Origin of the sequence: Rhodocyclus purpureus, assembly GCF_016653115.1 — a bacterium.
In the GTDB taxonomy this organism is placed as follows: Bacteria; Pseudomonadota; Gammaproteobacteria; order Burkholderiales; family Rhodocyclaceae; genus Rhodocyclus; species Rhodocyclus purpureus.
The window spans coordinates 1-23,019 of sequence record NZ_NHRX01000019.1 but is presented as its reverse complement, the minus strand read 5'-3'; the positions used below and the strand labels follow the sequence as shown (position 1 = coordinate 23,019).

Here is a 23,019-nt window from a genome sequence, read left to right as displayed (position 1 = left end):
GCGGCCGGCGGGATACAATCGGCTGTGGTCGAAGGAGGCGGCGCGTCAGGATTCGGGAATCTGCGCCTCCTGCCTGCGTCGGCCGGCCAGCGCGGCAAGCCTGCGCGAGCGCCGGTGGGCGAAACCCCGAGAGCGCAGTCAGTCACAGAGGATGGAGAGATGGGCACCTACCTTGATCACTTCGGTTTACGCGAGGAGCCATTCCCGAGTACACCCGATTGCAGCGTCTTCTTCACCGGCGCGCGCCGCGGAGAAATGCTCGACGCGCTGGTTCATCTCATCACCCATGGGGACGGTCCGGCCTGGGTGTGTGGGGAGGAGGGCAGCGGCAAGACCACGCTCTGCCGCATGCTGCTGGAGCGACTCGCCGGGCAGGCGGATAGCGTGTTCATCGCCAGCCATTCGCTTTCGCCTGCGGACCTGCAGGCGGTCCTCGCCGAGGAATTCAGGGTTCCCGCGCCAGTTGCCGGCGATCCGCTGCCTGCGCTCAGGAAGCGGCTGGTCGAGATTTACTTGAACGGCCGCCAGGCCGTGCTGCTGGTCGACGAAGCGCAGGCCCTTTCTGCGGAAACCCTTGCGGCCATTGGCGAGCTCTCGGATCTCGAAATAGGCCAGCAGAAGCTCCTCAGGATCGTCCTCTTCTCCACGCCAGCGCTCGGGCAGCGTTCCCAACAGCCCGAGCTGCGTGCACTCCGGGAGAGCCTACGGCACAAGTTCGAACTCCAGGCGCTCGATCGCGAGGATGTTGCCGCCTACCTGATGTTCCGCCTGCGCGCCGCCGGCTACCGCGGCGCGGATCTGTTCACGCCGGCGGCCAGTCAGTCGATCGCCGACGCCGCGCATGGGTCGATCGGGAAAATCCACGTGCTCGCCGACCGGGCATTGCAGGCAAGCTGCGACCTCGGCGTGCGACTGGTCGACCTGCGCGAACTCAGGCAGGTGACGGGCGGGCGCATCAGCGCGCCGTCCGGGCTGGCGGTGCTGCCGCCGGCTCGTTCCGTGCCGGCGACGCGCGTCGGCATCGGCCTGCTCGCACTGCTCGTCGGCGGTGCCCTTCTTTTCCACCTTTGGTCGGGCAGCGGCACCGACGCGCAGCCACTGGCCTCGGCACCGGGCGCTGCCGCGAGCGCAGCCGATTCAAGCCCGGCGACCGGCGCAGAAAATACCGACGGCAGCGCGCGCGAGTCCGCAAACGCGGACGCTCGCGGAGCGAGCGCCAGCACATCGCCCTCGTCGCCGCCCGCGGACGGGCCCGCGTCCGCTACTTCCCCCAGGCCCCAGGCGGTCGACGGCAGCGTCGCCAAGCCGGCAGCCACCCGTGTCACGCTCGAAGAGCGCATTGCCGGGAGCGAGGAATGGATACGGCAGCTGCCGGATTCGCACTACTTCATCCAGCTCGTCAGGACCAGCGCCGGTGACCGGGCAACGGCCGAGGCCGTGTTTGCCGATGCCTTGCGCCAGCTCGACCCGGCGAAGGTGCATGCTTACCGTTCCGCGCTGAGCGGACGCGAGCGGATCGGCGTCATCTACGGCGATTATGCGACGGCCGGCGAGGCCAGGCAGGCGCTGGCCGACTTGCCGCCACTCATCTGGGGCATTCGTCCCTACGTCCGCGAGGTGCGCCAGCTGCGCTGAAGCGAGCGCGGCAGAGGGTCTTTCCGATCCCTCCGGGTGCTTGCCAAAAAAAATCAAATGGCATATCATGGGCGCCGTTTTCTTCGCATTTCGGTGTGTCGAGAATGCCATTGCGCCCAGCTTTCCTCGTCCTCTCGGCGGTCTTGCTCGCGGCCTGTGCGCCACCTTCGATCCGCGATCCGTCAGCAGCACACCTGCGTGCCGATCCCCCCGGCGCCGACGGCAGTCGCCCGGGGGCAAGGCCACCTCAAGTCGTGCAGGCGATCGTGCTGCCGCGGCCGCGCGCAGCAGCAAAGCGCGAGACCTACAGCGTCGTCGTCAATGCGGTCCCGGTGCACGAACTGATCTTCGCGCTGGCCCGTGATGCGCAGCTCAACGTCGACATCCACCCCGGCATCAGCGGCACGGTAAGCCTCAACGCGATCGACGAGACCTTGCCGGCCCTGCTCGGCCGCATCGCGCGGCAGCTGGACCTGCGCTTCGAACTCGACGGCGGCAAGCTGTCGGTGCTTCCCGACACGCCCTACCTGAGGACCTACAAGGTCGACTACGTTGCCATGAGCCGCGACACGAGCGGAACGGTCGCCGTCACCACCCAGGTGGCCGCCGGGAGCCCGGGCGGCGCGACGCCGGCAGTCGGCGCGGGCAGCGCCAGCGCCAACAACTCGATCACGCGCATCGAGAACAAGGCGCAGAACCACTTCTGGGACAAGCTCGAACAGAACATCAAGGACATCCTGCGCGAGACCGACAAGATCCTTCCCGACGGCACCAGCGAGACCGTCGTCGAAGAGGCCAAGGCGCAGAGCACGACCGGTACCGGCGCCAGCGCCGCCGCCCCGGCCGGCCGGCAGGCACCGGGCGTCCCCTCGCTCGTCGCCAGCCCCAACCCGGCCAGCATGCAGAGCAGTGGTACCACGCTGGTGCGCCGCTCGACCTTCCGCGAAGCGGCCGCGGTGATCGCCAACCCCGAGGCAGGCGTCGTCACGGTGCGTGCCACCTCGCGCCAGCACGAGAGGATCCAGGAGTTCCTCGACCGGGTGATGAACAGCGTCAAGCGCCAGGTGCTGATCGAGGCGAGCATCGCCGAGGTGCAGCTGGCCAGCGATTATCAGCAGGGGATCGACTGGAGCGCGCTGCCGCTCGGCCGCGCCGGCTTCAGCGTGGTGCAGCGTGCGGTCGGCAACATCAGCGCACCGCCGTCGAGCCTGCTGCAGCTCTCCTACGTCAACGACGCCTCGCGCGTCGGTGCCTTCCGCGCGGCGATCAACCTGCTCGAGGCCTTCGGGACGGTCAAGGTGCTGTCGAGCCCGAAGCTGGCGGTGATGAACAACCAGACGGCGGTGCTCAAGGTCGTCGATAACCGGGTCTATTTCACGCTCAAGGCCGACACCACCAGCAACGCCAACACCTCGACGACGACCTTCACGACGACGCTGCAGTCGGTCCCGGTCGGCTTCGTGATGAACGTGACGCCGCAGATCGGCGACGGCGACTCGGTGATGCTCAACATCCGGCCGAGCATTTCGAGCATCGTCGGCAGCGTCCAGGATCCGAACCCGACGCTGGCCAACCCCTGCGGCTTCAACGTCGAGAAATGCGACATCAAGCCGATCGTCAGCGAAATCCCGGTGGTGCGTACGCGCGAGATGGAATCGGTCCTGCGCGTCGATAACGGCAACATCGCGGTCATGGGCGGGCTGATCGAGGAGCGGATCGACTACATCGACAACACCATTCCCGGCATCTCGCGCCTGCCCGCCATCGGCGAACTGTTCAAGCAGCGTCGCGACCAGGGGACCAAGACCGAACTGGTGATCTTCCTGCGCCCGGTCGTCCTCAGGGATGCGAGTGTCGACGGCGACATGGCCAGTCTGCGTCCGCTGCTGCCGACTGGCCGCTTTTTCAGCGACGGAGGATTCCGGTGAGCCGGCTCGTCGCTGCCCTGTCCCGCGCCGACGCGCAGCCGCTACCGGCAACGACCTTGCCCGACCGCGCCGCGATCCGCCGGCATTTCGCGCCGAGCCAGGCGAGCGTCACCCGCCGTGCCCTGCTCATCGCCATCACCGCCGCGGCGATCAGCGTCGGCGGTGCCTGGCAGGCGCTGCCCAGCTTCTCGCCCGCGCATGGCGGTGCGCCGTTCGTCCATTCCGCCGCCGCCGCGACGCTGTCCCCCGCCGGCGACCCGTTGCCCGCGCCGGAACTCCCCGCCGAGGCTGCTGCCGACCTTGCAAGCCTCACGCCGGGCGGCCACGGGACGCCGGCGGAGTCGATGGCGTCGGTGCTGCCTCCCGAGCTTGTGGCACAGCCCGCAAAGCCGCCGCGCCGATCGGCGGGCCGTTCGCCGGCGCCGAAGCCTGCCGCACAGCCTGCCGCTGTAGTCGCTCCCGCCGGCGGCGCGGCCGGCAGCGAAGTCCGCCTCAAGCCGGGCAGCCACGCGGCGCGCCTCGACCCGGCGCTGGCACGCGCGTTTGTCGCCTGGCAGGAAGGGCGAAACGAGGACGCCCGTCGCGACTACGAGGAACTCCTCAAGCGCGACCCGCACAGCCTCGATGCCCTGCTCGGTCTCGCCGCCCTTGCCGTCGCCCGGGGCGAGGGCGCGCAGGCGGAAGCGCTGTACCTGCGTGCCTTCGCGCTCAATCCGGCCGATGCCGAGGTGCAGGCCGGTCTCATCAACCTGCGCGGGGAAGGCGACCCGCTGCAGGCCGAAAGCCGGCTGAAGAACCTGCTCGCGCGCCAGCCCGAAGTGGCCTCGCTGCACGTCGCGCTCGGCAATCTCCTGGCGCGGCAGACGCGCTGGGCCGAAGCCCGGGAAGCCTACTTCCGCGCCGCAACGCTGGTACCCGGGAACGGCGACCTCCTCCACAACCTGGCGGTCAGTCTCGACCACCTGCGCCAGTACCCGCTCGCCATCGAACACTACCGGATGGCGCTCGCTGCCGCCGCGCGCGGCCGTGCTTCCTTCGATACGGCCATGGTCGAACGCCGGCTCGCCGAGCTGGAGCCCTGACTGCGCCAGGCCGTGCCTGCCGTCACCGATCGACGCTCAGGAGACCCCGATGCGCTCGCCCGACTGCCAACACGATCCCGAGCGACTCCTCGGCGAACTGCTGATCGCCAGGAGGATCGTCAGCGAGGATCAGGTACGCATCGCGCTGCACGAGCAGCACAAGTCGAACCTGCCGATCGGCACGCAGCTGGTCCGGCTCGGCTTCGTTTCCGAGGCCACCCTGCGCGACGCGCTCTCGGAAAGTCTCGGGCAACGCAGCATCGATCTGGCCAAGGCGATCGTCGATCCGCTCGCGCTGGCGCTGATCCCGCGGACACTGGCGATGCGCCACCGGCTGCTGCCGATCGCCTGGGACGCAGTGGCGCGTCGCCTCGTGCTCGCGCTGGCGGACGTGAACGACATCGTTGCACTCGATCAGGTGCGCGCGCAGCTGGGCGACGACGTGGACATCGAGGTACGCCTCGCCGGCGAGTCCGAGATCGCCCGCGCCATCGACCAGCATTACGGCTACGAGTTGTCGATCGACGGCATCCTGCGCGAGATCGAGACCGGCGAAATCGACTTCGCCAGCCTCAAGGTCTCCGCAGGCGAGTACAGCCAGCCGGTCGTCCGTCTCATCGATTCGATCCTCGCCGATGCGGTCAGGCGCGATGCCTCCGACATCCACTTCGAACCCGAAGCCGGTTTCCTGCGCATCCGCTACCGTATCGACGGCATGCTCCGGCAGATCCGCGCGCTGCACAAGTCGTACTGGCCGGCGATGGCAGTGCGCATCAAGGTGCTGGCGGCGCTCAACATCGCCGAGACGCGCGCCCCGCAGGACGGTCACGCCTCGCTGAACATGAGCGGCCGGCAGATCGATTTTCGCGTCGCCGTGCAGCCGACCATTCACGGCGAGAACGTCGTCCTGCGCATCCTCGACCGGCAGAAGGGGATCGTCCCGCTCGCCGCGCTCGGGCTCGCCGCCGACCATCTCGAGCAGTTGCAACTGATGATCGCCCGGCCCGAGGGAATGATCCTGTTCACCGGGCCCACCGGCAGCGGCAAGACGACGACGCTGTACTCGATCCTGAACCACATCAACCGCGAGGGTGTGAACATCATGACCCTCGAAGACCCGGTCGAGTATCCGATGCCGCTGGTGCGGCAGACCGCGGTCGCCGATTCGGTCAAGCTCGACTTCGCCAGCGGCATCCGCTCGCTGATGCGCCAGGATCCGGACGTGATCCTGGTCGGTGAAGTGCGCGATGCGCCGACCGCGACGATGGCCTTCCGTGCGGCGATGACCGGGCACCAGGTGTATTCGACGCTGCATACCAATTCGGCGATCGGCGCCATCCCGCGCCTGCTCGACATCGGCATCCAGCCCGACATCGTCGCCGGCAACATCATCGGCATCGTCGCGCAGCGTCTCTTGCGCCGGCTGTGCGTGCATTGCCGCGTCGCCTACGCGCCGGAAGCGCGCGACTGCCGACTGCTCGGACAAGCCGGCGCCGCGGCGCAGCCCTTGCTCTACCGCGCGCAAGGCTGCGAGCGCTGCGACTTCCAGGGCTATCGCGGTCGCCTCGCGGTCATGGAGTTGCTGCGGGTCAATGCCGACTTCGACGAGTTGATCGCCCGCCGGGCGAGCGCGCGCGAATTGCGCCAGCTCGCCGGGCGCCAGGGGTGGCGCACGCTTGCCGACGACGGACTGCGGCGGGTGCTCGACGGATCGACCTCGATCGACGAACTCGCGCGCGTCGTCGACCTCACCGACCGGATCTAGCGATGCCGACCTTCAGCTACCGCGCGATCGATGCCCACGGACGCAGCACGCTCGGGCGCATCGATGCTGCCAATCTCGCCGACCTCGACCTGCGCCTGCGCCGCATGGAACTGGATCTGATCGACGGCAAGCCGCTCGGCGAGGCAGCTTCCCGGCGCAGCCGGCGCCCGCCGCGGCGCGAGCTGATCAACTTCTGCTTCCACCTCGAACAGCTCGCGCGCGCCGGGGTGAGCCTGCTCGACGGCTTGCGCGACCTGCGCGACAGCCTGGAGCAGCCGCGTTTCCGCGAGGTCGTCGCCGGCCTGATCGAGGCCATCGAAGGCGGGCAGACCCTGTCGCAGGCGATGGCGGCGCAGGGCCGGGTCTTCGATCCGGTGTTCGTCAGCCTGGTCGGCGCCGGCGAGAACTCGGGCTGCCTGCCCGAAGTGCTGGAGAGGGTCTGCGAGTCCCTCAAATGGGAAGACGAACTCGCGGCGCAGACGAAGAAGGTCCTTCTCTATCCGGCCTTCGTCGGCGCCATCGTCATCGCTGCGACCTCCTTCCTGATGATCCATCTGGTGCCGCAGCTGAAGGCTTTCGTGAGCAACATGGGACAGCAGCTGCCCCTGCAGACGCGCGCCCTGTTCTTCGTCTCGGACCTTTTCGTCGCCGGCTGGTACGTCGCCATTCCGCTGCTGCTGGTCGCCCTCGTCCTCGTACGCTTCCTGCTCGCACGCAACCCGCTCGCCCGCCTGCGTTTCGATGCGCTCAAGCTGCGCCTGCCGCTGCTCGGCCAGATCCTGCGCAAGATCATCCTGTCGCGCTTCGCGACCACGCTGGCGATGCTCTACGCAGCAGGAATCCCGTTGACCGAGGCCCTGCGCAGCACGCGCGAGGTGCTCGGCAACCTCGCGATCCGCGCGGGGGTTGAAGAGGCCGAGCAGCTGATCAGCGAGGGGCGCAGCGTCAGCGCGGCGTTCGAGGCGGCCGGGCTGTTCCCGCCGCTGGTGATCCGCATGCTGCGCATCGGCGAGAACACCGGTGACCTCGATCGTGCGCTCGGCAACGTCAGCTACTTCTACAACCGCGACGTCCGCGAAGCGGTCGAGAAGGTGCAGCAGTTGATCGAGCCGCTGCTCACCGTCGTCCTCGGCGGACTGCTCGGCTGGATCATGATCGCCGTGCTCGGTCCGGTGTACGACGTGATCGCCCACCTCCCGGTATGAACCATGGCGAAGCGCTGCCTGCTCCACCTCGATTCCGCGCGCCTCAGCTTGTGGCGCTGGCAGCGCGCGGCGCTCCGCGAGGAGGGCAGCTTCGCCGTCGACGCGGCGGGAGTCGCCGGCTTCGCTGCCTATCTGGCGCAGCACCCCGAGGCAAGCTTCGCCCTGCTCGTCAATGTTGCCGAGGAAGCCTGGCAGCGGGAAACGATCCCTTTCCTGCGTGGTGCCGACCGGGTCACGGTCATCCGCCGCAAATTGAGACAGCAGTTCGGCGACGCTGCGCTGACGAGCTTCCTTTCGCTCGGACACGCGCGTGGGCAGCGTCGCGAAGAACGCCTGCTGCTCGCTGCACTCACGCATCCCGAGGGCTTGGCACCTTGGCTCACCGTCGTCCGGCAGGCCGGCGTGGCGCTGTCCGGCGTGTACGCGCAGGCCCTGCTCGGCGGGACGCTGCTGCGCCGCCTGCGCCTTGCCGGCGAGAGCTGCCTGCTGCTGAGCGTGCATGCGGGCAGCGTTCGCCAGAGCTACTTCGACCAGGGCGGACTGCGCTTCTCGCGGCTGAGCAGCCTGGCCGACGGCAGTCGGGCAGGCCTCGCCAGCGCGCTCGCGCATGAAGCACGCCAGGTGCAGCAGTACCTGCGCGGCCAGCGCTTGGTGGCGGCGGAGCAGCCGCTCACCGTCCGCCTGCTGGCGCACGCCGACTCGCGGCAGGCGATCGCCGCGTGCTGCGTCGACGACGAGTTGTTGCGCTTCTCTTTCATCGACATCGAGGACGCCGCGCGCCGGTGCGGGCTGAAGACGCCGCCCGGCGACGACCGTTGCGACGCGCTCTTCCTGCACCTGCTGGCGACCGATCCCCCGCCCGTGCAGTTCGCCGACGAGACACTGCGCCAGCCGTATCGTCTGCGCCGGATTCGGCAGGGGATCGTCGCGGTCGGCGCGGCCACGCTGGCGCTCTGCCTGTTGCTTGCCGGCCAGCAGTGGTTCGCCAGCGAGGCGCTGCTGCGCCAGGAGGCGGCACTCGCCACCGAAGCCGAAGCGGCCCGGCAGCGCTATCGCAGCATCGTCAGCGCGTTTCCGCCGCTTCCGGCCGACAAGGAGACACTGCTCCTGTTCGGCCGGCGCCATGCCGAACTGGCGGCGCAGGGCAGCGCGCCGCAGACGCTGCTCTTCCGGCTATCACGGCTGCTCGACGCAGCGCCGCAGATCGAGCTGGAAGCGATCGACTGGGAGTCGGCATCGGCATCGGCATCGACATCGGCGACGGCGAGCGGGGACGGCCGCGTGTCGCTCGCCGGCGAGGTCGACGGCGCCTTGCTGCGCGGCAGGGTGCGCGATGGCGGCGAAGTCCACGCGAGCGGCGTTCCGGCGTCGGGCGTGGCGGGCACGACGCGGCGGACGCTGGCTGCCTTCGACGCGTTCCTCGCGGCGATCGAGGCTGAACCCGAGCTGCGCCTCGAAGTCCGCCAGGCTCCCTTCGCCGCCGGCGAGGCACTGCGCAGCGACGACGGGGCGATCGATCGCCTCCAGGAAGCCCGCTTCGTCATCGCCGTCGGGCGCAGGGAAATCCGATGAACTTCGCGTTGCGGCTGGAACGGTCCGGACTGCCGGCAGGGCTGCGCGCAGTCGGGCGCGCGCTTCTCGTCGCGTCGCTGCTGATTGTCCTCGGCGCTGCTGCCGTCTTCTTCGCCCACGATCGGCGGGTCGCTGCCGAGCGCGGCAAGCTCGCAGCCGCCGCCGAGCGCGCCGAGTCCGTCGCGCAACTCGGGCAGGTCGGCGCCGAGGAGCAGGAGCTCGCGCGCAGCGCGCGGCTGTTTGCCGAACTGCGGCAGCGCGGTGTCGTCGGCGAGGGACAGCGCTTTGCCTGGGCCGACCTGCTCGCCGAACTGCGCGAGAAGCATCAGCTGCCGGCCCTGCACTACGCGATATCGCCGTCGCTGCCGCTCGCCAGGCGCAGCGACGACGGCAATGATGAGGCAGTGACTTCGGCATCCGCACGGGCCGATCCCGGCTTCCACGTGAGCACGCTGCAACTGCAGGCCCGGCTCGTGCACGAGGAAGACCTGTTCCGGCTGCTCGACGAGCTGGAGCAGCGCGCGCAAGCCCTGCTGCAGGTGAAGCGCTGCAGCCTGCAGCGATTGCCGTTCGCTGCCGCCGCGGCCGACGGCGCGGCTGTGCAGGCCGAGTGCGAGATCGACTGCATCACGGTGCACTCCGGGGAGCGGCGATGAGCGCGCGCCGTCCCCTCCCGTTCGCGCCACGGGCAGCAGCTCGGGCGCTGCTGCTGGCGACGGTTTCCGCTGCGCTGCTGTTGGGTGCTGCTGCCGTCCGTGCCGAGCAGCCGCTCGGTCGTCTGTTCTTCACCCCCGCCGAGCGGCAGCAACTCGATCGCCTGCGCCCGTCCACCAGCGATGGCCACTCGCTCGACGCGCAGGCGCTGACCGTAAACGGCCTGGTGCTGCGCAGCAGCGGCCGCCACACGGCCTGGATCAACGGGGTCGCGCAGGATGCGGATGCATCCCGATTCGCCCGCGCTGCGGGGCCGCAGGCGCCTGAACGCTTGACCGTCGGGCCGCCGCACGCAGCGGCAGCCAGCGTGCGTGCAGGCGAGACGATCGGCCCGGCACACGGTGAACTGCGTGGTCTGCCCGGAGACGGGAGCATCGTCATCCATCGTCACAGTTCCGACCGCCGCCGCCCCTCGCCATGAAGCACGCCTCCCCGTCTCGGCGCCGGCAGCGCGGTGCCGCGCTGCTCGTCAGCTTGCTGATCCTGCTGCTCGCGGCCATGTCCATCTTCTTCGGGCAGGTCGACGGTGCCACGCCGCCGGCGCGCGAGTACGCGACCAGGACGGCGCTGGCGCAGGCACGCGAAGCGCTGATCGGCTTCGCCGCGAGCTACCCTGAGCGGCATCTCGACTCCCACGACGAACTGCGCCAGGTGGCCGGCTTCCTGCCTTGCCCCGACACCAACAACGATGGCAAGGCCGAACTGTACTGCGACAAGGCAGGGATGAGCGTCATCGGCCGCCTGCCTTGGCGGACCCTGGACCTGCCGGACCTGCGCGACGCCGACTACGAATGCCTGTGGTACGCGGTTTCCGGCAGCTTCAAGAACAACGCGAAACCGAAGCTGCTCAACTGGGACAGCGCCGGCCAACTGCGCGTCGTCGACGCCGGCAGCGGTGCCGTCCTCACTGAAGAGGATGGCGCTGCGGCCGTCATCTTCGCTCCCGGCCGGCCACTCGCCGGCCAGCAGCGTCGCGCCGGCACCGGCATCTGCCCGGGCGAGCAGGGCAACGACTACGCGAGCTATCTGGAGTCGGGCAGCTTCCCCGACAGCAGCACCGTCACCCTCAGGCAGGGGGCGCGCGACGACCTCCAGATCAACGACCGGCTGGTCTGGATCACGCCGCGCGACATCTTCACGCGCGTCCGCGCGCGCAGCGACTTCGCCGCACAGATCAACCTGTCGCTCGTCCGGATCAGTGAGCGCCTGCAGGCCGCCGGGCTGCCGCAGCTGGACGATGCCTTGGCGCAGGGTGCCAAACAGGTCGGCGCGGTGCCGGACGAGGCGCTCGCCAGCGGCACACGCTACCGGGAATGGAAGGAGAAGTGGAACGACCAGCTCCGCTACCTGGTATGCACGCCGGCGCAGGATTGTCTCACGGTCAATGGCGAACACTGCGCCGCGGCCATCGTCTTCGCCGGCGAACGCAGCGGCGGCGGTCCGCGCAGCGCGCTGGAGAGGACGCAGCTGGGGAGCTATTTCGAGGGCGAAAACCTCACCGCGCTCGGCACGCCGGCGACGACGCTTGCCGGTGCCGGCGCCTGGGATTCGGCGCAGCCCAGTGCCGACGTGGCCCTTTGCCTGAGGGCTGCAGCGCCGCCAGGTGCAAGGCCATGAGTGCCGCCTTGCTCCGCAGCACGTGCCGCCGCCGGCATGGCTTCAGTCTGGTCGAACTCGCCGTCGTGCTCGCCATCACCGGCCTCCTGCTCGGCGGCATGCTCGTCTCCCTGTCGGCACAAGGCGAACTGCGCGCCACCGCCGCGCAGCAGAGGCAGTTCTCCGAACTGATCGAGGCGCTGGTCGGTTACGCCGCCAGCCGCCCGGGCAAGCCCTACCTGCCCTGTCCCGATACCGACGGCGACGGTGCCGAGGATCGCCAGAGTGACGGCGACTGCCGCGCGGCCGAGGGCGGGCTGCCGTGGCGCGAGTTGGGTGTCGGTCGCGAGGACGCCTGGGGCAATTTCCTGCGCTACCGCGTCGCTCCTGCCATGTCGGCGCGGAGCGGCTTCTCGCTGGCCAGCACCGGCGACCTGTGCGTCGCGCGCAAGCCGCAATGTTCCGCCGACGACATCCTCGGCAGCGCACTGCCGGCGGTGATCGTTGCGCACGGCCGGAACGGTCGCGGCGGACTCGGTGGCGGGCAGCCGGCGGACGACGAGCGCGAGAACCTCGACGGCGACAAGGACTTCGTCATGCACCCGCCGACCCAGGCCGGCACTGCCGCCGGCGAATTCGACGACCTGCTCGTCTGGTTGTCGCCGAACATCCTGTTCAGCCGCATGATCGCCGCCGGCAAGCTGCCCTGAGCACTCGCCGTGGCAGCTGCCGAGGACCGCTTGCGCGCAGACACGGCAGCGTCTCCGTGTCTGCGCCGATGCGTTTTGCAGCGTCCGCGTTGCAAGTCCCCACGCCGCTTGTCTTTACGCGGTATTCTTGTCGCCGCGGCGGATATGCACCGCCCTTTTTCGGAGTATTCGTGGGATCGCTTCTCGACGCGGCTTGCCGCCGGCACTTGCAACGGGGCTTGCTGGCCTGCCTGGCCGTCGCCAACCTGCTCGTCGCTGCCCTGGCCGCGCTGTCGCTGAGGCAGGGTGCCCGGCATCATGGCGTCGCGCTGGCCGACTATCTCGCGGGCTGGCCCGAGGAGGTCCTGCCGACGCTGGCCCTGCTGGCCGCCTTCGTCCTGCTGTCGCTGTGCGCGTGGCGCCTCCTGCGGCGCCTCATGTGCCGCGTCGAGCACGAACTGGCCTCGCTGCAGGCCGGCAGCGACGCGCTGCGCGACAGCGAAAGCCTACTGCGCACCCTGATCAGCGAGATTCCCGACCCCGTCTGCCTGAAGGATGCCGAAGGCAATTTCCTCTTCGGCAACCGGGCGCTGGCGAAGCTGTACGACACGACGCCGGAAGAGCTGGTCGGCAAGCAGGACGGTGATTTCGGCGTTCCGCCCGAGATCGCCGATGCTTTCCGTGAGAACGTACTCGCGATCATGGCGCGCGGGGAGGCCGAGGTCGTCTTCGAGGACACGCTCAATGCCGCCACCGGCGAGATCCAGCATTTCCGCTCGATCAAGCATCCGTTCAAGGACGCGCAGGGCAGGATGCAGGTCCTGATCATCGCGCAGGACATCTCGCTGGTCGTGCGCGAGCAGGAGAAGGTGGCCGAGAGCGAGCGTCGCCTGCAGGACGTGCTGCGGGTGACGCGCGAGGCGATCTGGGACTGGCACCTGCCTTCGGGGAAGGTGGTGCACAACCGGCGCTGGTACGAGATTCTCGGCCTCGACGACAAGGGGGAGATCGGTTCCTTCGCGGAGTTCGCCGCCAGGATTCACCCGGACGACCGTCCTGCCGTCCGGCAGAGGGTCGACGCGGTGCTCAAGGGCGAGTGCGAGAGCTACCAGTCGGAACACCGCATGCTCGGCAGGGACGGCAGCGTCTGGGTGCATGATCGTGGCGGCGTCGTCGAGCGTGACGCCGACGGCAACCCAGTGCGCATGGTCGGCAGCTTCATCGACATCAGTGCCCGCCGCGAAGCCGACGCCAGGATCGCCAGCCTGCTCGAGGAACAGCAGGCGATCCTGCAGAGCGAAGTCGTCGGCTTCGTCATGCTGCGGCGGCGGCGGATGGTCTGGATGAACCACGCCTTCGCGCGCATGCTCGACTACCGGCAGGAAGACCTCGTCGATCAGCCGACTCAGCTGCTCCATGTGAGCGATGAAGACTGGCGAGCTTTCGGCAACGCGGCTCTGCCGGTGATCGCGGCCGGCGGCGTCTTCCGGCAGCAGAAACAGTTCCTGCGCAAGGACGGATCGGCCGGGTGGTATGATGTTTTCGGCGCCCGACTCCACGCCGGTGGCGAAGAGTCGATCTGGGCCTTCGTCGACATCTCGGCGCAGAAGCGGACCGAGGCCGAGTTGATCGAGGCGCAGCAGAAGGCGCAGCAGGCGAGCGTCGCTAAGAGCCGTTTCCTCGCCACCGTCAGCCACGAAATCCGCACGCCGATGAACGGCATCCTCGGCATGGCGCAGGTGCTGCTACTTCCCGGTATCAGCGACGAGGAGCGCGGCAGGTGCGCGCGTACCATCCTGAATTCCGGCGAGATGCTGCTCGCCTTGCTCAACGACATCCTCGACCTGTCGAAGGTCGAGGAGGACAGGATAGAACTCGAAGCCATGGTTTTCGCTCCCGCGCAGATCATTCAGGAAATTCACGCGCTGTTCGGCGAATCAGCCATCGCCAAGGGCTTGCGCATCGAGTCGGCAAGCCAGGTGGCGGCAGGACGGCGTTACCGCGGTGATACCGTGCGCCTGCGCCAGATGCTCGGCAACCTGGTGAACAACGCGATCAAGTTCACCGAGCGTGGCGAAGTCCGCATCACGGCGCGGGAAGTGTCCTGCGCCGGAGGCGATGCGGTGCTCGAATTCGCGGTCGCCGACACCGGCATCGGCATTCCTGCCGACAAGCAGCCGCTGATGTTCGAGCCCTTCTCGCAGATCGACAGCTCGACCACCCGCCAGTACGGTGGTACCGGGCTTGGCCTCTCGATCGTGCGCCGCCTGGCCGAACTCATGGGCGGCGAGGCCGGGGTGGACAGCGCCCCAGGGCAGGGCTCGCGCTTCTGGTTCCGCATCCGCGTCGAAGTGCTCGCGGAAGGAGACGAACTCGGGCGGGAGGGGGATCCGAAGATGCAGAGAAAATGCGGCGAAGGGGCGCAGCGCCTGTCCGGGCGGGTGCTGGTGGTCGAGGACAATGCGGTCAATCGTCAGGTCATCAAGCTCATGCTGACGAAGTCAGGGATCGAGGTACGCGAGGCCGAGAACGGCCGCCAGGGCGTCGATTCGCTGCTCTACGGCGAGACTCCCGATCTCGTGTTCATGGACGTGCAGATGCCGGTGCTCGACGGCTACGCCGCGACCCGTGCCATCCGCCAGTGGGAGGCCGAGAGCGGACGCCCGCCGGTGCCGATCATCGCGCTCACTGCCGACGCCTTCGAGAAGGACCGTCAGGACTGTCTGGCAGCAGGGATGGACGATTTCCTGTGCAAGCCGATCGAGATCGGCAAGCTGTCCGCGATGCTTGAAAAGTGGCTGCCACGGCGCGCAGCGGAGGGCCAGGCGCCAGCGCCTGAACCCGCCGGCAGCGTGTTCGACGCGGCGACCATGCTCGAACTGCTGGGCGGTGACCATGAACTCGCCCGCAGCGTCGTCGAGATGGCGCTGGACGACCTGCCGGGACTGTTCGGCACGCTGGCCGCGGCGCTCGATGCCGGCCAGCGCGAGCAGGCCACCCGGGCCGCGCACACGATGAAGGGCATGATCGCGCAGATCGGCGGCACGAGCCTGTCCGGGCTGATGAAGGACGTCGAGCAGATGCTCAAGTCCGGTGGCGAGGTCGACCCCGCGAGCGTTGCCGAACTGCGCCGCCAGTACGAGATCCTCAGCGCTGCGCTGCGCGAATGGCGCGCGCGGGGGAGCGGCTGAGGACATGCCGCCCGTCTCCGCATTGCAAGCGGAGAATGACTTGCTCCTGCGGAGAATGCGGCCGATATTCACCGCATGAATTGCGGCGATTACAGGTACCTCTGACGTTCGTCACCCTGCACCCGTTCGACGACGGCAACGGCCGTATCGCCCGGGCGATCGGCGACCTGTTGCTGGCACGCGCCGACGGTAGCCCGCAGCGCTTCTACAGCCTGTCGGCGCAGATTCAACGGCAGCGTAAGGCCTACTACGACATGCTGGAGCGGACCCAGAAGGGGACGCTGGACGTGACCGAGTGGCTGGCCTGGTTCCTCGACAGTGTGCACCGCGCGGTCGATCAAGCCCAGCACACGCTCGACGCCGTGCTGCTCAAGGCACGCTTCTGGCAGCGCTGGGCGGCGACACCCCTGAACGAGCGCCAGGTGAAGTTGCTCAACCGACTGCTCGACGGCTTCGAGGGCAAGCTCACCAGCAGCAAGTGGGCGGCCATCGCCAAATGTTCGCCGGACACCGCGCTGCGCGACATCAGCGACCTGCTGGGGCGCGGCGTGCTGCGCAAGAATGCTGCGGGCGGGCGTAGTACCAGCTACGCGCTGAACGATCTGCCCGAATAGCGTGCCATATCTGCGTTCGTTGCGCGGCTGCGTTCGAGTGGCGGACGCGCAGGCTTTGGCCAGTTGTACTGGTGCATCGCGTCGATGGCCAACCAACGCGTGGCTTGACTTTTTCGGAGCGAATCATATCATATTTGATATGTCTATGTCGCGCGTCGTTCTCGATACCAACATTCTGGTCGCCGCTTCGCGCAGTCGGCTCGGTGCTTCCTTCGCATTGCTGCAAGCGTTGAGAAACGGTCAGTACAAGGCCCTGGTTTCGGTTCCGCTGATGCTTGAGTACGAGGCCGTGCTCAAGCGCCCGGAACAACTCGCAGTCAGTGGACGTAGTGTGGCAATGACCGATGCCTTTCTCGATGCCTTGTGCTTGTGCGTCGAGCTCGTCCATCTACACTACCTGTGGCGCCCACAGCTGCGCGATCCAGCCGATGAGATGGTGCTGGAAACAGCATTGAATGGCCGGGCCGAATTGCTGGTGACATTGAACGTTCGAGATTTTGGCGCAGCCAGCCGCTTTCGGCTGCCGGTGGCAACGCCGGGCGAGTTTCTGCGGCAACTGCAAACGGAGAGAATTTGATGGCTAACTACGCACTGCGCGTTCCCGAATCGTTGTTTGCCTACGCTCGCCAGGTCGCCGAGGAAGAGCATGTCTCGATGAACCAGTTTTTCGTTACGGCGATTGCAGAGAAGGTTTCCGCTTTGAAAACGGAAGCCTATTTTCGCGAACGTCAGTCTCGCGGCGATCTTTCGGCCTTTGATGCATGGCTTGAAGCTAGCCCGGAGGCCGCGCCGCTGGTCGGGGATGAGCGCCCCTGACCTGACGTCTCGCGACATTGGCATTGCTGAGGGAGAGAACCAGTTCCAGGTCGTGATGCAGCTGGGGCCATTGAAAGCCATCATCCCGGCAGTGGGCTTTCCAGGGCGCTGAACCCAAAGAAAAACCCCCGACCATTTCTGGTCGGGGGTGTCATTTTGGTGGGCCCGCAGGGGTTCGAACCCTGGACCAAAGGATTATGAGTCCTCAAAAAATAGCGTTTTTCGACACTGTCCGCCGTTGACTGTTTGCTCAAAAAATATCATAAGACATTGAAAAATAGAATTTTAATCAAATTTTGACGTTGATCAAAGTTGGTCGGAGTTGTTAGACTAGGGAGCAATAAAGGAGCAACGGATTTCGTTGCTCCGTTTGCTGAGGAGTCCGACATGGGCAAGAGGGCCGATACCGAACGAAGGAAACTGACCATCCAGCGGATCAAGAGCATGGAGCCGCCTACCGGCAAGCAGGCGCGATATGTCTACGATGAAGATCCGAGATGCCTGTGCATCAGGATCACGCCGGCGGGGGCGAAGAGCTTCGTGTTCGCCGCCAAACTGAACACGATACCCATCAGGGTCACGATCGGCTCCGTCGACGCTTGGCTGCTGGACGCCGCACGGGAAGAAGCACGACGCCTGCAAGTGATGGTCGACCAAGGCATCGATCCGCGCCAAGAGAAGGCCGATCGCATTGCCGCAGCGGAGGCCAAGAAGGCGGCCGCTGTGGCTGCGAAGCTTGAGGCTGAACGCATGTCGGCGCCAGCCCTCGACGCCTGGAGCGCCTACATTGAGGCTCGCCGTGGGAAGTGGGGCGGCTTAATGCTGCGTGACCATGAGCGGGTGAGCGCTGAGGGCGGCAAGCCGATCACTCGAGGCCGCAAGACGACCGATGACGGCACAACTCAAGCCGGGGCCCTTCGGCCACTGCTGGCGCTGCCGCTGCGTGAGATCGACGCTGATCGGGTGCAGGCGTGGCTGGCCGGCGAGGCGGCCAAGCGCCCGACTCATGCCGCGCTCGCTTTTCGGCTGCTGCGTGGTTTTCTGAACTGGTGCGCAGAGCAGCCGGTGTTCGCAGACCAGGTGCAGACTGGAGCATGCGCTGCAAAGGCGGTGCGGGAAGAACTGCCTAAGCGTCAGGCGAAGGACGATTGTCTGCAGCGCGAGATGCTGCGCCCGTGGTTTGAGCAGGTACGCGCTATCTCAAACCCGGTGCACTCCGCCTATTTGCAGGTGGCGCTGCTGACTGGAGCTCGCCGGGAAGAAGTGGCCGGCCTGCGGTGGGAGGACGTGGATTTTCAGTGGAAGGCCCTAACCATCGGGGACAAGCTGGAAGGCGAGCGCACCATCCCGCTAACGCCCTATGTGGCAGGCTTGCTGCTAGAGTTGAAGCGCATCAACGACACCCCGCCACCGGAGTGGCGCGTCCTGCACGGCAAGCGCATCAAGAACGACCTCGACGCTTGGGAGCCATCCCCGTGGGTGTTTGCCAGCCCGACCGCTGAATCCGGGCGCCTGCAAGAGCCGCGCATCGCCCACAAGCGTGCCCTCGCCGCCGCAGGTCTGCCGAGTGATATGACCATTCACGGCCTACGGCGCAGCTTTGGCACGCTTTCTGAGTGGTGCCAGGTACCCACTGGCGTGGTGGCGCAAATCATGGGGCACAAGCCGAGCGCAACGGCCGAAAAACATTACCGGATCCGCCCCCTGGACCTGCTGCGCATGTGGCATGAGCGCATTGAGAATTGGATTTTGACAGAGGCCGGCATCAAGCCGCGACCTGCGCCGGAGATTGGGAAGCCGGCCCTAGCAGTTGCCTGAGCAAATTTGACTATATTCCGGGATGATCTAAGTCTTCTTTTTCTTTGCAGCAAATATTCTATGCGGGTTGAATACTGCAAAAGCCCTTATGTCTCAAGCAAAAACGTTGATTTGATCAAATTTGCTGTATTTTCAATGGCTTGCATTGAAGCTACCATGCGCTCGTCGTTAAACACGGAGCAATTCAATGCAACATCAAAAACGAGCAAATCAGGCGCTGCAGGATCTTTCTCGCCGCGACCTGAGCACCGACGAGTTCGCAGCTCTTCTGCATGTGCAAGCCCAGACGGTACGGGCCAGCCTCTGCCGTAAGGGGCACTACCTCAACATTCGCCCACGGAAACTGCCTAATCGGCTGCTGGTGTGGCCGCGTGATGCGGTCGAAAGGCTGCTGGAAGGAGAGGCAGCATGAAAATCACAGTCGAAAAAAAACTCGCCACGGTGGGCGAGTCTTCTCGGGATGTTGCCGGCCAGGGCGAACATACCGAACTCCATTCAGCTACTCAATCTTGCATCGCCAACGAGCGAAACGCAAGCCCTGCCGTGAAGTTGGCTGTTGTCGATGCTCTGCTGTACGTAGCCGAGCACACGCCGCCGGGATTCCGCAGTCTTCGTTGCAACGACATTGCAGCTGAGCACTGGACAAATACCTGGGCGGAGTACGTCGTCCACCTTGCAAAATTCAGCGGCGTCGATGCACTCCTTGCTAATCAAGGGGTATTTCTCATCGCAGAGCGCGTCATGGTCTGCCACGAGGATGAACTCAGGCGGCCCGCAAGCCAGGTCGAGCCCGGTTGGCAGCGAGTCAAGCTATGTTCGATCGATGGCAAGGCCCGCCCCCATGATCGAGAGGCGCCGCAAATTCTGATCTCGCCGGACGAGCAGTGTTTTCTTTGGCAGCCAGAGGGGGGGCCGAAAAACCAGAAGCGACTGACCTTCCTGGAATTGCTTGCTGAACTGGGTGAAATGGGCGAGCGGCTGGCTCGCTTCGAGGAGGCAGCATGACCATCGCCGCCATGACCGCGCCGGCCGGCCTCGAGAAAATTCAGTCGGCACTGAATTACGTCTCCCCAGATGATCGCGAGACTTGGCTTCGCGTCGCAATGGCCATCAAGTCTGAAATCGCGGAAGAAGGTGAATGGCTGTGGCACGATTGGTCGAAGGGTGCCGCCTCATACCACGAGGCTGACGCCAAGGCTGTCTGGCGCTCGATCAAGGCCTGCGGCAAGGTGGGTATCGGCACCCTGTTCCACCTGGCGAAGGAAAACGGCTGGTCCTGGTCTCGTCCAGAGCGCCGGCTGAGCGCCGCCGACATCGCCGCCATGCGAGAGGCCTCCCGCCTGAAGGCGGAGGCTGCCGCAGCGGAGAAAGCGGCACAGCAAGCTAAGGCTTCAGAACTAGCCTCTGCCATACGGAACGCTGCCGATCCGGCCACTGAACATCCTTACCTCGCTCGCAAGCAAGTCAAGGCGCACGGTCTGTGTGTGGGTGTCTGGGATATAGTCAATCAGGAGACTGGCGAGGTTCGGCGCGTGAGCGACCAAGCTCTCTTGGTGCCGATCCAGGACCGCACCGGCAGGCTTTGGAGCCTGCAGGCGATCATGCCGAACGGCAGCAAGTTGTATCTTGCTGGGGGCGCCAAGGCAGGCCGTTTCTTCCCTATAGGCAAGCCGCAAGAACTCAACGGCCGCAAGGTTTGGGTGCTGGCCGAGGGGTTCGCGACGGCCGCGTCGATCCATGAAGCGACCGGCCATGCCGCCCTGGTTTGCTTCGACGCCGGCAACCTGCTGCCCGTTGCTGCCGCCATCCGCGAGCGTCAGCCAGACGCCATCATCCTGCTGGCCGCCGACGATGACCGCTTCACCACGCGCAAGGACGGCGGTGAGTACAACCCAGGTGTTGAGGCGGCTACCAAGGCGGCGCAGGAGGTCGGCGGGTATCTGGCCGTGCCACAGTTCGCCAGCCTCGACGGGGAACCTACCGACTGGAATGACCTGGCCTGCCGGGAAGGTGCTGACGTGGTTGCAGAGCAGATCGCCGCTGCGCTGGCCGGCGCTACTGTTCAAGCCGAGGCAGATCCAGTCGATGAGCATGTGCCTGTGATTGACGTGCCGGGGGCGGGCGCAGGCTCTATCCTGGCGACGGAAGGGGATGCCGGTAACGAATACGCTGGCGCCGTTGATCCCGTCGAGAGGATCGCCGACAGCATCAGATCACGCTTGGTCAAGGCTCTTGAGATCAACCCGGCGGATGCCGAGACCATTCGCAAACTTGGCGTCGATACCGAGGTCATCGGGCGGATGATTCGCGGCCCATTCTGGTCCGGCTCGAAGAGCAAGCTGTTTCTCTTGAATGACACCCAGAGCCTCAACCAGTTTCAGGCCGGAGACGCGTACAAGTTCCTGGTGCGCACGTTCGGCTCCCCTGTCGACGCTCAGGCGATTGCTGATCTGACCGAAGAGGCAATATCCGCTCAGGGCCTGGATAAGACGCAAGAAAAGGCGCTTCGTCGTGCGGTTACGGAGGCTACTGGCACCGTCATCATCGACCACCTGAAGCACCACAACCAAAGGGAAGGCGTCGAGTGGCGCTGCGACATGTTCGCCGAGGAAGCTACGATGCACCTTCTCGAGGACAAAGCGCGGGTGGTCCTTGCTCACAAGCCGTTTGAAGTGCCCGGGAACTACGAGCAAGCCATCATCGACGACTACAAGCAGCATTTCACTCGCCTCGACGATTTTCTGGAGTTCCTGGTGCAGAGCCGCTTCGCCCTGGACCGCAAGAAGTGCTATCTCTGGATCTTGGCTGACAGTGACTGGGGCAAGGGCTTTCTGCTGGGTGTGCTCAACACGCTGCGTATCTCAGTCAGCACAAGCATGAAGGAGATTGAGGCGATGTTCGAGGGCCGGCCGGTCGGTCGTGCGCCGGAGGACTTCAAGCGTGCTTTCGCTCTTGTGGTCGACGAGTTCAAGACGGTGAAGAGCGAGCTGAAGCAGCTCCAGTCGGAAATCACCCTGAGCCCGAAGAACCAGCTCACGGCGAGTGTCGAGGTGTTCGCAAAGCTTTTTATGTCGGCCGAGAGCGTAGCCAGCCTGGTGACCGAGAACGGCGTTGAGGACCAATTTGCCAACCGCATGTCGATCTTCGAGGAATCTGGATCACTGGTGAAGCGGCAGCTCTATGTCGAGGTCGGCAACCCCCGCTACTTCGCGTCGATCCTGGCGTACTCGGCCGAAACCATGAACAGGATGGTTGCGAAGATACAGGCAATGGGCCGGGATCAAGCCCAGACGCACGCAGAGCGCTGGATCAACGATTTCATCAAGCGCAACGGCATTGATACCCTCTATGACCGCTTTTCAGACTCGTTGCCTGATGTAGCTGCTGACGCAGTGCGCTGGATGCACAAGAAGCACGGCATTGCCGGTGACTACCTGCTAAGTGAAGGCAAGGACGAAGACAGGAGATATTACCTGGCAAGTCCAAGCAAGCGACTCGACGAGTACCTATTCGAGCACTTCGACGCCTCTGAGGTTCATGCCTACCGCCGACGCAAGCCGGAAATCCTGAAAAGCATGAGCGGAGACGGGAAGGGCTCTTATCCTCATGCCGTCAATGGTCATCAGGTCAAAGCGGTGATGCTGAAAAAGATCGGCGAGAGTGACCATCCGCTGTATGACTAGATCGGGGGCGGCATTCCGGCCGCCTGATCTATCGTGCCAAGAGGCCGGCCTTCGGGTCGGCTGTTTTTTTGCCTGCCCCAGACTGTGTGCTGCTCCGAATCTTACCGGGCTTACCAGTGCTTACCAGACAGGTCGGTAAGCGAAAAACCGCGCCGAATAAGGGCTTTCGGGGTGCCTTACCGTTTTACCAACATTTTCTATAGGGAAGGAAAGAAAAATAAAAGTAGGTGTAGGGGGTGAAATTTATATAGGGGGGATACACCCCCCATCAGGTAATTCGGTAAAGCATGGCGAAAAGCCTGTGTTGATAAGGGTTTTCTGCTTACCAACTCAAAATTGAAGAAAAGTAAGCGTGGTAAGCGCTGGCTCGGGGGTGTATGTCCCGGCTGTCACCGACCTGGGGCGTAAGTCGTGCGGCAGATTGTGGGCTGGTTATCAGTAAAAAGAATTGTTCTCAATATCGCCATGGAGCTAGACACCTGGCCAGCATCGCCTGCCTGCCCCCTTTACTTATCAACGATTAGCGCGAGACATCTCCCCCTGAGTCAAGATAGTTGTCGGTGTGCCAAGAAGACGTAGCGGCGAACGTCCGCGAAGTCATGCTGTACCAGTGATGAGGGCGGGCCCCTCGGTGTCGCCGATCAGGCGGAGATGCCAAACCACCCTGAGCTGCGGTCGTAAAGAGCGACTGTGGTGAGCGTCATGGGAAAA

Annotated in this window: 18 protein-coding genes; all 18 read left to right on the top strand. The window is 65.7% G+C overall.

Features of this window, described 5'->3' with window-relative positions:
- Window positions 1-159: 159 nt before the first annotated feature.
- The 18 genes from CCR84_RS04085 to CCR84_RS04000 all read left to right on the top strand — a co-directional run bounded on the left by CCR84_RS04085 (window position 160) and on the right by CCR84_RS04000 (window position 22,308).
- Entirely contained in the window at window positions 160-1,635 is a 1,476-nt protein-coding gene (locus tag CCR84_RS04085; RefSeq protein ID WP_201209924.1) for an AAA family ATPase, read from the top strand.
- Between the two features lie 104 nt (window positions 1,636-1,739).
- Complete coding sequence (locus CCR84_RS04080; protein WP_201209923.1) at window positions 1,740-3,563, top strand: secretin N-terminal domain-containing protein; 1,824 nt, start codon at window positions 1,740-1,742, stop codon at window positions 3,561-3,563.
- Complete coding sequence (locus CCR84_RS04075) at window positions 3,560-4,645, top strand: tetratricopeptide repeat protein (RefSeq protein WP_201209922.1); 1,086 nt, start codon at window positions 3,560-3,562, stop codon at window positions 4,643-4,645. The genes CCR84_RS04080 and CCR84_RS04075 overlap by 4 nt, the downstream gene beginning before the upstream one ends.
- 49 nt (window positions 4,646-4,694) lie before the next feature.
- Window positions 4,695-6,410, top strand: a complete 1,716-nt coding sequence (locus CCR84_RS04070; protein WP_201209921.1) for a GspE/PulE family protein — start codon at window positions 4,695-4,697, stop codon at window positions 6,408-6,410.
- Between the two features lie 2 nt (window positions 6,411-6,412).
- A complete protein-coding gene (locus CCR84_RS04065; protein ID WP_201209919.1) occupies window positions 6,413-7,615 on the top strand; it encodes a type II secretion system F family protein in 1,203 nt (400 codons plus the stop codon).
- 3 nt (window positions 7,616-7,618) lie between these two features.
- The gene (locus tag CCR84_RS04060) at window positions 7,619-9,187 is read left to right on the top strand and encodes a hypothetical protein (protein ID WP_201209917.1); all 1,569 of its coding nucleotides are present in this window, start codon (window positions 7,619-7,621) and stop codon (window positions 9,185-9,187) included.
- Window positions 9,184-9,843, top strand: a complete 660-nt coding sequence (locus CCR84_RS04055; protein WP_201209916.1) for a hypothetical protein — start codon at window positions 9,184-9,186, stop codon at window positions 9,841-9,843. The genes CCR84_RS04060 and CCR84_RS04055 overlap by 4 nt, the downstream gene beginning before the upstream one ends.
- Window positions 9,840-10,322, top strand: a complete 483-nt coding sequence (locus CCR84_RS04050) for a hypothetical protein (RefSeq protein WP_201209914.1) — start codon at window positions 9,840-9,842, stop codon at window positions 10,320-10,322. Before CCR84_RS04055 ends, CCR84_RS04050 begins: the two co-directional genes overlap by 4 nt.
- Window positions 10,319-11,518 carry a hypothetical protein gene (locus CCR84_RS04045; protein ID WP_201209912.1) on the top strand — a complete coding sequence of 400 codons (1,200 nt, stop codon included), beginning with the start codon at window positions 10,319-10,321 and terminating at the stop codon, window positions 11,516-11,518. Before CCR84_RS04050 ends, CCR84_RS04045 begins: the two co-directional genes overlap by 4 nt.
- 8 nt (window positions 11,519-11,526) lie before the next feature.
- Window positions 11,527-12,207 carry a type II secretion system protein gene (locus CCR84_RS04040; protein WP_201209910.1) on the top strand — a complete coding sequence of 227 codons (681 nt, stop codon included), beginning with the start codon at window positions 11,527-11,529 and terminating at the stop codon, window positions 12,205-12,207.
- A 170-nt stretch (window positions 12,208-12,377) separates the two neighbouring features.
- A complete protein-coding gene (locus CCR84_RS04035; protein ID WP_201209908.1) occupies window positions 12,378-15,377 on the top strand; it encodes a PAS domain S-box protein in 3,000 nt (999 codons plus the stop codon).
- Between the two features lie 80 nt (window positions 15,378-15,457).
- Window positions 15,458-15,991 carry a Fic family protein gene (locus CCR84_RS04030; RefSeq protein ID WP_242508526.1) on the top strand — a complete coding sequence of 178 codons (534 nt, stop codon included), beginning with the start codon at window positions 15,458-15,460 and terminating at the stop codon, window positions 15,989-15,991.
- A 145-nt stretch (window positions 15,992-16,136) separates the two neighbouring features.
- Window positions 16,137-16,568, top strand: a complete 432-nt coding sequence (locus CCR84_RS04025; protein WP_201209904.1) for a putative toxin-antitoxin system toxin component, PIN family — start codon at window positions 16,137-16,139, stop codon at window positions 16,566-16,568.
- Window positions 16,568-16,807, top strand: a complete 240-nt coding sequence (locus CCR84_RS04020) for a hypothetical protein (protein ID WP_201209903.1) — start codon at window positions 16,568-16,570, stop codon at window positions 16,805-16,807. The genes CCR84_RS04025 and CCR84_RS04020 overlap by 1 nt, the downstream gene beginning before the upstream one ends.
- 387 nt (window positions 16,808-17,194) lie before the next feature.
- Window positions 17,195-18,625 carry an integrase family protein gene (locus tag CCR84_RS04015; protein WP_201209902.1) on the top strand — a complete coding sequence of 477 codons (1,431 nt, stop codon included), beginning with the start codon at window positions 17,195-17,197 and terminating at the stop codon, window positions 18,623-18,625.
- 187 nt (window positions 18,626-18,812) lie between these two features.
- Complete coding sequence (locus tag CCR84_RS04010; protein WP_201209901.1) at window positions 18,813-19,037, top strand: hypothetical protein; 225 nt, start codon at window positions 18,813-18,815, stop codon at window positions 19,035-19,037.
- Complete coding sequence (locus CCR84_RS04005) at window positions 19,034-19,630, top strand: hypothetical protein (RefSeq protein WP_201209900.1); 597 nt, start codon at window positions 19,034-19,036, stop codon at window positions 19,628-19,630. The genes CCR84_RS04010 and CCR84_RS04005 overlap by 4 nt, the downstream gene beginning before the upstream one ends.
- Window positions 19,627-22,308: a PriCT-2 domain-containing protein gene (locus CCR84_RS04000; RefSeq protein ID WP_201209899.1), complete on the top strand. Its 2,682-nt coding sequence runs from the start codon at window positions 19,627-19,629 to the stop codon at window positions 22,306-22,308. Before CCR84_RS04005 ends, CCR84_RS04000 begins: the two co-directional genes overlap by 4 nt.
- Window positions 22,309-23,019: the final 711 nt, after the last annotated feature.